Here is a 12,087-nt window from a genome sequence, read left to right as displayed (position 1 = left end):
ACTTTATTTATCCACACACTATCTCATTCCGCAGGAATCCAAATCGTCATTTTACCCTTTACATAAACAATATAAACATTAAACTCTAAACCTTAAACCTTGAATTTTAAACTTTAAACACTGAACAACATGAAAACATTACATTTTTTAGTCATAGGAAAGAATCAGGAAATTCTGGATACTTTAAAAAGAATTATAGAAAACAATGAAGGCTGGACAGCAGAAATACAAAGTGATGAAAATTTCTGCTATGAATATGTAAAAGAAAATACGGTAGATATTGTTCTTTTAAGTTCCGGCTTAGAGGAGGATTTTGAGAAAGATATAAAAATATTCTGTGCCGGTTTGGATAAGGACGTTAAAGTAATCGATCATTACGGAGGAGGAAGTGGACTTTTAAAGAATGAAGTTTACAGTCTTTTTCCTAATTTGCAGGGATAAACCTGACATTATGTTCGAAAATATCATCAAAAATATTACGCGATTTATTTCAATCACTCCGGAAGAAGAAAAAACCTTTACAGATCTGCTTGTCTGCCAGTCGTTTCCAAAGAAAACGGTTTTGCTCAGAGAAGGAGAGATCTGCCAGTTTGAAGGGTATATTCACAAAGGATGTGTGAGAATGTATTGTTTGGATGATAATGGTTCTGAAGTAACATTACTGTTTGCCATTGAAGATTGGTGGATCAGTGATATTGCATCATTTCATGAACAGAAGCCTTCTAAGGTTTTTATTGAAACACTGGAAGACTCGGAAATCTATATGCTGAATCCCACAACAAAAGAAAAACTACTGCAGGAAGTTCCCAAATTTGAAAGAGTTTTCAGAATGCTGGTTCAGAGAAACCTGGCAACCCTGCAGAGCCGATTGGTCAATACGATTTCCAAAACCGCATCAGACAGGTATCTTGAGTTCATCAAAGTATATCCTTCAATCCCACAAAGAGTCGCACAATACTATATTGCTTCTTACCTTGGGGTTTCAAAAGAATTTGTAAGTACCATCAGAAAGCGTCTTGCTTCAAAGGAGAAATAGATCTTAGTTTTTTATACTTGCAGATTGCAGAGATTCGCATGGATTTATAGGTGTGAATATTCCTGTGAAATTATAGTCACCCATTTTATCGGAGATAAAATCCTTGCGCCTTAAAAATATTTAGCTTAAAAAACAACTTGCGTCTTTGCGTTTTCCAATTATTTTTTTGCTTATCATTCATATAGAGATTCCTACGTAATGACACAGTTGAAATAACGGTCTTACCCACACAGTTTGTTATTCCGTAGAAATCTAAATAGAGTTATTCTTTAAAATATTATATCAAATTAAATAGTTCCTAAGAGTAAAAAGACTTTTACACTTTCCAAAAAATAACAATCCATTATAGTTATACTGCCGGATACAAAAGTATCCGGCATTTTTTTTTGCTTCAAAGTCATTTATTAAACTAGTTAAATGTGCAGGGTTTCCGGTCTCTCTAAATTTGTCCTATCAAACAAGAACAAATAACAATCTGATATGGACAGAAAAGATTTTTTAAAGAAAGGATTATTGGGAACAGGAATGTTTGTAGCATCAGCTTCTTTGGTCAGCGCTATGAAAAATGATATCGATGAGATCGAACCATTAGAACCGATCGGATACAATCATCTTCCCAATACAGAATCAAAAATAAAAGAAAACTCAGTGATCCACAGAGCAGACTCAAGAGGGAAAGCGGATCACGGATGGCTGTTGAGCCAGCACACTTTCAGTTTTGCGAATTATTACAACCCTGAAAGAATGCACTTCGGAGTATTAAGAGTCCTGAATGATGATAAAGTGGAAGCAGGAAGAGGTTTTGGAACCCACCCTCACGACAATATGGAAATCATCAGTATTCCTTTGGAAGGTGATCTTGAACACAAAGACAGCATGGGAAATACAGCCGTGATCAGAAGCGGAGATATTCAGGTCATGAGTGCAGGAACCGGAATTATGCACAGCGAATTCAATAAAAACAGTGATCAACTGGTGAAATTCCTTCAAATCTGGATTTATCCGAAAAAAAGAAATGTGACGCCGAGATATGATCAGATTACATTAGATAAAACCAAAGGTCACAATCAATTTCAACAGATTCTTTCTCCCAATGCAGATGACGAAGGTGTATGGATTCATCAGGATGCATGGTTTCACCTGGGAACTTTTGATCAGAATAAAGAAACCCATTATCAAATCAGAAAAAAAGGAAACGGAATCTATGCTTTCATCCTTAAAGGAAGCGCAGAAATAGGTGGAGAGATCATAGAAGAACGTGATGGATTCGGAGTCTGGGATATTCAGGAAATTACGATCAAATCCCTTAAAGAAGGTACGAAAATCCTTTTGATGGAAGTACCGATGACACTATAAATAAAAAATTAAACAAAAAGAACAATTCTTAAATTTTAAATTATTATGAAAAAATTAATCCTATCATTTGCAGCTGGTTTATTATCATTAACAGCATCAGCTCAAAACCCTGGAAAATCATTATTAAATCCTACCAATCATGCCGTAGTGCTTATAGACCACGAAGGACAAATGGCTTTCGCCACCAAAAGCATCAGTATGGAAGAATTAAGAAATAATGTGGCACTGGTAGCGGGTGGATCAAAAATATTTAATGTGCCTACAGTGGTAACGACGGTGGCGGAAAAGTCATTCAGCGGACCTGTTTTCCCGGAAATTTCAGAAGTATATCCTCAAGCAACCAGTGGATATGTAGACAGAACCACTATGAATACATGGGAAGATGTTAATGCTCACAAAGCCATTACAGGAAAAAATAAAAAGAAACTGGTTTTTGCCGGATTATGGACAAGCGTATGTATCGTAGGCCCTGTATTATCAGCGATTGACGAAGGTTATGATGTTTACGTAGTAACCGATGCTTCAGGGGATATTTCTAAAGAAGCGCACGATCAGTCAATCACCCGTATGGTTCAGGCAGGAGCACATCCTATCACTTCTGTTCAGTATGTATTGGAATTGCAGAGAGATTGGGCAAGAAAAGAAACATACAAGCCGGTTAATGACCTGATGAAAAAACATGGTGGAGCTTACGGTATTGGAATTCAGTATGCTCAGGAAATGTTAAAACACTAATGGGGCTGTTTCGGCAGGCTGAAAGCCTGCCGAAACCTTCAAACTTAAATATTGAAATAATGAAACTACTGAATATACTTACACTTTCCACAGTTCTGGCAGCAGGAATTCTGAATGCTCAGAAAGCAGACATGATCATCACCAATGGAAAGATCACCACAATGGATGATAAAAATCCGGAAGCACAGGCTGTTGCCATCAAAGACCACAAAATCTTACAGGTGGGAACCAACGCTCAGATTTTAAAATTAAAAAATGGTAATACAAAAGTCATTGATGCCAAAGGAAATAGGGTGATTCCCGGATTGTTTGACAGCCATTTGCATGTGATTCGCGGAGGAAGGTTCTATAATACTGAACTTCGTTGGGATGGCGTGAAATCTTTAAAAAGAGCTTTGGAAATGTTGAAAGAACAAGCTCAGAGAACACCGAAAGGACAATGGGTAAGAGTAATCGGAGGATGGAATGAATATCAGTTTGAAGAAAAAAGACTTCCCACGCTGGCTGAAATTAATGAAGCTACAGGAAATGTGCCCACTTTTGTGATGTATCTCTATGGAAAAGCCTGGCTGAACAAAGCCGGATTAAAAGAACTGAATATCAATGGAGATACTCCCAATCCTGCACAAGGCTTAATTGAAAAAGACAATAACGGAGATCCTACAGGATTACTGGTGGCAGAGCCTAATGCATTTATTCTTTATTCAACATTGGCGAAACTGCCGGAGCTGAAAGAAGAAGAAAAAGTAAATTCTACCCTTCAATACATGACGGAACTGAACAGATTAGGAGTGACTGCCGTAATGGATGCAGGTGGAGGATTCCAGAATTTCCCGGACGACTACGGAACAACAGATCAGCTGAACAAACAGGGGAAAATTACCGTTCGACTTCCTTACTACTTATTTGCCCAGAAAAAAGGATCTGAACTAGCCGATTATACCAAATGGATTGGAATGGTAGAAATTGATGACCATGGTCACAATGATTTTAATGAAATCGATTATCATGTCAACGGAGGAGGAGAAAACCTCGTATCAGACGGAGCCGATTTTGAAAACTTTCTTTTCCCAAGACCGGAACTTCCGGCTACGATGGAAAAAAACATGAAAGACGTAGTAAGTCTTCTGGTAAAAAATAAATGGCCTTTCAGAATTCATGCAACCTATAATGAAAGTATCACCAGATTTTTAAATGTCATTGAAGAAGTCAACAAAGAAACTCCTTTGAACGGATTAGTATGGTTTATCGACCACGCAGAAACCGTTACCGAAGATAATATGAAAAGAATCAAAGCGTTGGGCGGAGGAATTGCAGTACAGCACAGAATGGCGTATCAGGGAGAAAGTTTCATCCACAGATATGGTAAAAAACCGGCTTTGGCATCTCCTCCGGTGAAAAAAATGCTCGAAATGGGAATTCCAGTGGGATTGGGAACAGACGGAACAAGAGTGGCAAGTTATAACCCATGGGTTGCTTTATACTGGATCACCACAGGAAAAACAATAGGAGGAACTCAGGTGATGGGTAAAGAAAATACGCTGGACAGAAAAACAGCTTTATCACTTTCTACTTACGGAGGATACGAACTCATTAAAGACTATCAGAAAGGAAAAATACAGAAAGGATACTTTGCAGATCTTACCATTTTGGATAAAGATTATTTTATGGTCAATGATGAAGACATCAAAAATATCACTTCAAAACTGACGATCGTAGACGGAAAAGTAGTGTACGGAGATGAAACCTACAAAACAGCAGCTCCAGCACCACTTCCAGTTATTCCAGACTGGTCACCGGTAAAATATTACGGAGGCTATCAGACAAAATAATTTTTTAAATCACAAAAGTCACGAAAGCTTCTAATCACTCAAGTATCAACCAACATTCCAACTGAAGGGGTGAAAATTCCCCTCCCTTGGAGGGGTGGCGAAAATTCAAAGAATTTTTGACGGGGTGGTTCTATACACAAAGAAATTACCACTATAAATACCCCCAATCATCCGTGTCAATCCGTGTAATCTGCGGTTAAAAAAACAAAAATCACCTTAAAAATTCATTCCAATCATGAAAAAGTTAATCCATATCATCACCAATACCAATCCGGGAAGAAAATTAACAGATGTTGCCCTTCTAGCTTTCAGAATCTTACTTTCCGTAGAATTAATCGTAGCACACGGATTAAAAAAAATAGGAGTAGGCGTTTCAGAAGCAGAACAGGTACCTAATCCATTGCATCTTCCTGAAGCTTTCAACAGCCTTTTTGCTGATGCTGCCAATCTGGTATTTCCGGTATTTGTAATCTTTGGTTTTTTCACAAGAATTGCTGTGTTGCCGATCTTAGCGGTGACGCTTACAGGATACTTTATTCTCCATTGGAACGATGCTTTATTGGTGAAAGACACTCCCTTTATGTACAGTTTATGTTATCTGTTTTTACTGTTTATGGGAGCGGGAAGATATTCACTGGATCATTATTTAACAAAGAAATCATTATGAAAAAACTGATTGCCATTGTACTGTTGCTGCAGATTTTTATTCCCATTCAGCTTTCTGCTCAGTTCAAGCTGATGAGGTTTGATGAAGATTATGCTTCCTATAAAGACTCTGCAAAAACTTTTTACAACTCCATAAAATATATACCGCTTGCAGAAAAAAGCAACAATTATCTTTCATTGGGGGGAGAGGCAAGACTGGAATTTGTAGACTTTAATAATGAAGATTGGGGAAGAATGGACATTGGAAGTAATCCTTTTCTGATTCAGAGATACAGTGTACATGCAGATCTGCATCTGGGTTCAAGAGTAAGAATTTTCGGGCAGGTGAGAAGTGCATGGGAAAACGGAAGAAAGAACGGTCCGAGACCTATTGATGAAGATCATTTGAATATCCAGAATCTCTTTATTGATGTTGATATTCTGAAAAATGATAAAGAAAAGTTGACCGTACGTGCCGGAAGACAGGAACTTGATTATGGAAGCGGAAGACTGATCTCAGTAAGAGAAGGTCCGAATTTAAGACTCTATTTTGATGGATTAAAATTCATGTACAAAAAAGGAAATTTCAGATCTGATGCCTTTATGATGGCTGCCAGTGAAATCAACCCGGGAGCTTTTGATAACAAGTCTTCAAAATCAATCAACCTTTGGGGAAGTTACAACACATGGATTATTCCCAGAAGCGGAAATCTGGAGCTCTATTATCTGGGAATTCATAGAAAAGATGTACGCTTTGAAGACGGACTTTCCGATGAGAACAGACATACTTTCGGGGGAAGATTCTGGAAATATGGAGGAGGTTTTATTTACAATTTTGAAGCCGCCTATCAGTTCGGGAATTTTAATAAAGGAAATATCAGCGCGTGGACGGCTTCTGCAGATATCGGATATATGTTTGAAAATGTAAAAGGAAAACCGACCATCAACCTTAGAAACGACTATATTTCAGGAGACAGCAATAAAGGAGACGGAACATTGGGAACATTCAACCCGCTGTACCCGAAAGGTGGGTATTTTGGATTTAATCCTCAGATCGGTCCGGTTAATTTAATTGATATTCATCCCTATGCAACCATTGATTTAGGTAAAAAAATAACCGTACAGGCAGACGTAGTTTTCAACTGGAGATATTCTATCCAGGACGGAATTTACAGACCCAGTGGAACATTGAACCTGGCGTCTTCCAACTCAAAAAAGAGATACATCGGAACCGCATTTTTAGGAAGTTTCAATTATAAGATCAATCCATTTTTAACCTTTAACACCGGAATACAATATTTCAATACCGGAGCCTTCATCAACGATGTAATCGACAACCACAAAGACGGACTTTTCATCAACTCCAGAATTGTATTTAAATTTTAAAAAAACACAGGGAATTTGAAAATATGAAAATGAGATCATCTGAAAATAAATTGAACAATTACCCCAGATCAATGCACCATTCCATTACAGAAACTACCTTTGAAAAACAAATAAAAATAGCCGGAGCGAAGCGACTCGCGCCTTAACAACATAAACCTTAAAAAAACTTTGCGCCCTTGCGTTATTCCAACAAACAAAAATTAAAACCCGCAACAAAAATAACCCGCAACTCGCATCCCGAACCCCGCAACAAACAACAAAAAATAAATCACATGAAAAATACACTAAAACAATCACTGGTAATTGCAGCTTTAGCATTATCTACCTTAAACTTTGCACAAACTACAACCACTGCTCCTGCAAAAACAACAGCCATCGGAACTTCCAAAACCTGGGGAACCGTAGACGGAATTTCCATGATAGGATTGGTACAGGGCCCATCGTCTGCCGACGCCCAGCTTCAGGTAGCCTGTGTTTTCGAATATACAGAAGGTGATATTTTCAGTCCTCAGGCATTACCCGCTAAATTGAACGGATTGGTTCACCTGGATGAGGCTTTAAAAGGAGAATTGACCAACCTTAGAAAAACAGGACAATTTCAGGGACATTCCTTGGAAACTATTTTAATTACACCGCCTGCAGGATCGATGTCCGCCAAGAAATTATTATTGATCGGTTTAGGTGACCGTAATAAATTCACCCCTGATTTAATGACTTCCGTAGGCGAAGTAGCAGCCCGTGAAGCCATGAGATTAGGTGTTACCAATTTTGCATTCGCCAGCGATTTGAAAGATGCCGGAATAGATTCTCCAACTGCTTTGGTAGCGGGAAATGTAGTAAGAGGAATCATACATGCCAACCGTTCTGAAAATTACCTGAAAGAACACAAATTATCTACCACAAAAAAAATAGAAAAAGTATACCTTCTGGCTGGTCCTGCCTTCTTTGAAACCGCAGGTGGAGGAATTTCCGATGCCATTTCAGAAGTAAAAAAGAAATAATGAACTAGTTTCATTACATTGTTGATCCGGCCCTCTTTTTTTAGAGGGCTTTTTGTATAAAAATGATTACGATTATATATCTAAAAAGCAATTTGTTAAACGCAAAGTTGAATATATATTCCCTTAAATTTTAAGAGAGCAAAGATAGAATCAATGAAATTGATTCCTTCCAAGCTTATGGATTATCCTTCTGCTTCATCAGCGACTTTAGCCGCATTTCTTTGCTCCCTCAAATAAATAATAGAATCAAATAACCTTTGGGTGAAAATATATTGTAAAACTTTACTCCTTTTATAGGACAAAACGTAATTTACTATTTCTCAACGCTAAGTCCTCAACATTTAACTAAATTTGAAAAGTCAAAAAAAATCCCGATTTTTGCACTCCTTCAATAAACCCGAGTTCATGAAATTATGTATTGCCGAGAAACCCAGTGTCGCCAGAGATATCGCCAAAGTATTGGGCGCTACCACGCCTAAACAAGGCTATATGGAAGGAAACGGCTATTGCGTAACATGGACGTTCGGACACCTTTGTACCCTGAAAGAACCGCACGACTACGGTCCACAGTTCAAATCCTGGAATCTCTTTTCACTGCCGATTATTCCCAACAGCTTTGGAATCAAGCTGATCCCTAATAAAGGCGTGGAAAATCAGTTTAAAGTCATTGAAAAATTAGTTGAAGAATGTGATGAGGTCATTAACTGTGGGGATGCCGGGCAGGAGGGAGAACTCATTCAGCGTTGGGTATTGCAGAAAGCAAAGTGCAACAAACCGATTCAGCGTTTATGGATTTCTTCACTAACGGAAGATGCGATTAAAGAAGGATTTGCGAACTTAAAGCCAGCAGAAGATTACAAAAACCTTTATCTGGCCGGAAATGCCAGAGCGATAGGAGATTGGTTGTTGGGAATCAATGCTACGAGGCTTTTTACCAAGAAATTTGGAGGAAATAAAGCGGTTCTTTCCATTGGAAGAGTGCAGACTCCTACATTGGCGATGCTGGTGCAGCGTCAGAAAGAAATCGATGCTTTTACCACGGAAGAATATTGGGAACTGAAAACCAAATACCGTGATGTCCTTTTCAGTGCAGCCATAGATCGTTTAAAGACGTTGGAACGTGCAGAAAAAGGATTGGAATATCTTAAGGTCAATCCTTTTGAGATCGTTTCTTTCGAAATTAAAGAAGGAAAAGAAAAAAATCCACGACTTTTCGATTTGACCGGACTTCAGGTAGAAGCCAATAAAAAATACGGTTATTCTGCGGAAAATACGTTGAATTACGTGCAAAGTCTGTATGAAAAGAAGCACGTAACCTATCCGCGTGTTGATACCACCTACTTATCAGACAGTTTATATCCGAAAATTGCAGGAATCCTTCAGAAAATGTATCCGTATCAGGATCTGATTGCTCCGTTACTCGAAGCTCCGATTCCAAAATCAAAGGCTGTTTTCGATGATACAAAAGTAACGGATCACCATGCCATCATTCCTACGGAAATTCCACCTTCTCAGAATCTGAGCAGGGAAGAAAAACTGATTTATGATCTGATTGCAAAGCGTTTTATTGCGGTATTCTATCCGGAATGTAAAATTTCCAATACTTTGGTGGAAGGTAAAGTAGGAACCATTCCTTTCAAAACCAGCGGAAGACAGGTTCTTGAAGCAGGATGGAGAGCTGTTTACGCCAAAGAACCGAAAGAGGAAACCACCGATAAGGAAAAAGAAAAAGAGGAAGAACAAACCATCCCTGAATTTACTGTAGGAGAAACCGGACCCCACGATCCGATGATTCACCAGGGAAAAACGACTCCTCCAAAACCTTACACTGAAGCAACACTGCTGAGAGCGATGGAAACTGCCGGAAAACAGGTAGAAGATGAAGAATTGCGTGAAATGCTGAAGAACAACGGGATCGGAAGACCATCCACCCGTGCCAACATTATCGAAACCCTTTTCAAAAGAAAATACATCGAGAAGAAAAGAAAAAATCTGATCGCTACGCAAACCGGAATCCAGCTGATCGATACCATCGAAGATGAGCTGTTAAAAAGCCCGGAATTGACCGGAGAATGGGAATCCAAACTTCGTAAAATTGAAAAAGGAGAGTATGAAGCTAATCTTTTCAAAGAAGAACTGATTCAGATGGTGACAGAACTCACTGAAAAAGTGGTGTACGGAAAAGGGAAAGTAATTACCCTCCAGGAAGAAGAAAAGGAAGAAGTGAAGGAGAAGAAAAAAAGAGAACCCGCACAGAAAAAAGAATTGCAGTCCTGGGAAGAAACGAAATGCCCAAAATGTAAAGAACACAATCTGATCAAAGGGAAAACCGCTGTAGGCTGCTCCGATTTCAAAAATTGTGGCTTTAAAATTACGTTCGAAATTTTCGGTAAAAAATTATCAGATAAACAACTTTTAGATTTGGTATTAAAAGGAAAAACTTCAAAATTAAAAGGCTTCTCCACCCACCCGGAAGCGATCAAAGAAGGTATTTTGACTTTAAGTGATGATTTCCAGGTACAATTTAGCTAATCAATAGCATATTTAATCCACATCGTCAATTACCATTCGAAAAAAACAAGTTAATTAGAATTATTAAGTGGAGAATACGGGATTCGAACCCATAGCCTTTTGACTGCCAGTCAAACGCGATATTTTTTTGTATATGCTACTTTTATTGGGAATGACAAAGTGTACGGATAAACTACGTGTTATATTTGTCATTCTGAAAGAATCCAGCTTTGCACTTTTCCAGCAATCATGTAACAATAATCCATTTTATCGGAGATAAAATCTTAGCGCCTTAAAAACATTTAGTTTGGAAAGAACTTGCGCCTTTGCGTTTTCCAACCCATCTATGCAAAGATTCCTACCTTTAGATTTGTCTATGAAATAAATGAGTAGATTTATAAAAGAGCAAAGCATTTAGTTACACTATAGATTCCTTAGAATATGATTCACATTCCGATAAAGAACTAAATGCTTTTTCATCAAAAGACTTAAATAGAAATTCGGGATTTAAAGCCCATTATAAGGTGTTAAGAATCAGATGAATTGCTCTTCCATTTATAAATTAAACCAAAAGTATGGAAAAAATTGTAATAGGTATTGATATTAGTGCCAAGACACTGGATATCTGTATTAAAAAGTGTGGTTCTTATTCTTTTTATGTTATTGCCAATGAAGCTAAGGCAATCAAAGTATTCTTCAAAATTTTTCAAAAACCAAAATCTGAGACTATAGTTTCCATGGAAAATACAGGAAGATATAATTGGGAATTATATCAGGTTCTGGAGTATTTTAATTTTAAAGTTTTTGTACTTAACCCCTTACACTTAAAGAAAAGCATAGGCTTAATAAGGGGTAAAAATGATAAAATTGATGCTAAAAGGATCTGTGAGTTCACAGAGAAACATGAAAAAGAGCTCATAGAATGGAAACCATGCTCTGATAACATAAAGAAAATTAAAGTGCTGTTTTCTGAGCGAAATTCTAAGATAAAGCTAAGAGCTTCTTTATTAAAACAAAGACATCTGTATTCACAACTTGAAAGTATAGGATATGATTCTAAATTTTTAAGAATGAATAAAAAGGAGATTGAAGTTTTAGAAAAGCATATAGATTTTTTAGAAAATGAAATAGAACAACTCATTGATAATGACTCAGATTTATACTCCAAGAAGCGATGTATACAAAGTATTCCAGGAGTAGGAAAAGTATTAAGCTGGATGATTATTGCCAAAACAGAAGGGTTTACAAAGATTAATAGCCCCAGAAAATTAGCTTGTTATGCAGGTGTGGTCCCCTTTGGCTATCAATCCGGAACATCAATAAAATTTAAACCTAAACTTTCTTATTATGCGGATAAATCATTGAAAACAGTACTCCATATGGCTGCAATGAGAGCTGTGAGACTAGAAAATGATTTAAAAATATATTATCACAGAAAAATAAGTGATGGTAAAAACAAAATGGCAGTTTTAAACGCTGTGAGAAACAAAATTATTCATAGAATTTTTGCAATGATCAGAACAGGGAAACTTTATGAAAAAAACTATAATAATTCTTTGTTTTTGTCATAGAAATCGGAATGACA

The 12,087-nt window shown here is 37.5% G+C and carries 10 protein-coding genes; all 10 read left to right on the top strand.

Annotated features, from left to right (window positions below; translation table 11 throughout):
• Window positions 1-129: 129 nt before the first annotated feature.
• The 10 genes from DDF69_RS20975 (at window position 130) to DDF69_RS20930 (ending at window position 12,073) form a co-directional block, all read left to right on the top strand.
• A complete protein-coding gene (locus DDF69_RS20975) occupies window positions 130-441 on the top strand; it encodes a hypothetical protein (RefSeq protein WP_114822500.1) in 312 nt (103 codons plus the stop codon).
• A gap of 10 nt (window positions 442-451) precedes the next feature.
• Entirely contained in the window at window positions 452-1,036 is a 585-nt protein-coding gene (locus DDF69_RS20970) for a Crp/Fnr family transcriptional regulator (protein WP_114822499.1), read from the top strand.
• Window positions 1,037-1,516: 480 nt separating this feature from the next.
• Window positions 1,517-2,392: a pirin family protein gene (locus DDF69_RS20965; RefSeq protein WP_114822498.1), complete on the top strand. Its 876-nt coding sequence runs from the start codon at window positions 1,517-1,519 to the stop codon at window positions 2,390-2,392.
• Window positions 2,393-2,437: 45 nt separating this feature from the next.
• Window positions 2,438-3,127 carry a hydrolase gene (locus DDF69_RS20960; RefSeq protein ID WP_110010611.1) on the top strand — a complete coding sequence of 230 codons (690 nt, stop codon included), beginning with the start codon at window positions 2,438-2,440 and terminating at the stop codon, window positions 3,125-3,127.
• Window positions 3,128-3,186: 59 nt separating this feature from the next.
• Window positions 3,187-4,959, top strand: coding sequence for an amidohydrolase (locus tag DDF69_RS20955; protein WP_114822520.1), 1,773 nt, complete (start codon window positions 3,187-3,189; stop codon window positions 4,957-4,959).
• A 235-nt stretch (window positions 4,960-5,194) separates the two neighbouring features.
• The gene (locus tag DDF69_RS20950) at window positions 5,195-5,626 is read left to right on the top strand and encodes a DoxX family protein (protein WP_114822497.1); all 432 of its coding nucleotides are present in this window, start codon (window positions 5,195-5,197) and stop codon (window positions 5,624-5,626) included.
• The gene (locus DDF69_RS20945) at window positions 5,623-6,990 is read left to right on the top strand and encodes an alginate export family protein (protein ID WP_114822496.1); all 1,368 of its coding nucleotides are present in this window, start codon (window positions 5,623-5,625) and stop codon (window positions 6,988-6,990) included. The genes DDF69_RS20950 and DDF69_RS20945 overlap by 4 nt, the downstream gene beginning before the upstream one ends.
• A gap of 272 nt (window positions 6,991-7,262) precedes the next feature.
• A complete protein-coding gene (locus DDF69_RS20940; protein ID WP_114822495.1) occupies window positions 7,263-7,991 on the top strand; it encodes a M17 family peptidase N-terminal domain-containing protein in 729 nt (242 codons plus the stop codon).
• Window positions 7,992-8,396: 405 nt separating this feature from the next.
• Window positions 8,397-10,523, top strand: a complete 2,127-nt coding sequence (locus DDF69_RS20935; protein WP_114822494.1) for a type IA DNA topoisomerase — start codon at window positions 8,397-8,399, stop codon at window positions 10,521-10,523.
• Window positions 10,524-11,077: 554 nt separating this feature from the next.
• On the top strand, window positions 11,078-12,073 hold the full coding sequence (locus tag DDF69_RS20930; protein ID WP_114821245.1) for an IS110 family transposase: 996 nt from the start codon (window positions 11,078-11,080) through the stop codon (window positions 12,071-12,073).
• The last annotated feature ends 14 nt before the right edge of the window (window positions 12,074-12,087 follow it).

The sequence above is a fragment of the Chryseobacterium sp. KLBC 52 genome, assembly GCF_003347605.1.
Taxonomy (GTDB): Bacteria; Bacteroidota; Bacteroidia; order Flavobacteriales; family Weeksellaceae; genus Chryseobacterium.
This window is presented reverse-complemented; position numbering and strand designations above follow the sequence as displayed.

Coding starts and splice junctions, on each gene's coding strand:
- DDF69_RS20945 (WP_114822496.1), top strand. CDS start 5,623: ATGAAAAAACTGATTGCCATTGTACTGTTGCTGCAGATTTTTATTCCC.
- DDF69_RS20930 (WP_114821245.1), top strand. CDS start 11,078: ATGGAAAAAATTGTAATAGGTATTGATATTAGTGCCAAGACACTGGAT.
- DDF69_RS20965 (WP_114822498.1), top strand. CDS start 1,517: ATGGACAGAAAAGATTTTTTAAAGAAAGGATTATTGGGAACAGGAATG.
- DDF69_RS20960 (WP_110010611.1), top strand. CDS start 2,438: ATGAAAAAATTAATCCTATCATTTGCAGCTGGTTTATTATCATTAACA.
- DDF69_RS20940 (WP_114822495.1), top strand. CDS start 7,263: ATGAAAAATACACTAAAACAATCACTGGTAATTGCAGCTTTAGCATTA.
- DDF69_RS20970 (WP_114822499.1), top strand. CDS start 452: ATGTTCGAAAATATCATCAAAAATATTACGCGATTTATTTCAATCACT.
- DDF69_RS20950 (WP_114822497.1), top strand. CDS start 5,195: ATGAAAAAGTTAATCCATATCATCACCAATACCAATCCGGGAAGAAAA.
- DDF69_RS20935 (WP_114822494.1), top strand. CDS start 8,397: ATGAAATTATGTATTGCCGAGAAACCCAGTGTCGCCAGAGATATCGCC.
- DDF69_RS20975 (WP_114822500.1), top strand. CDS start 130: ATGAAAACATTACATTTTTTAGTCATAGGAAAGAATCAGGAAATTCTG.
- DDF69_RS20955 (WP_114822520.1), top strand. CDS start 3,187: ATGAAACTACTGAATATACTTACACTTTCCACAGTTCTGGCAGCAGGA.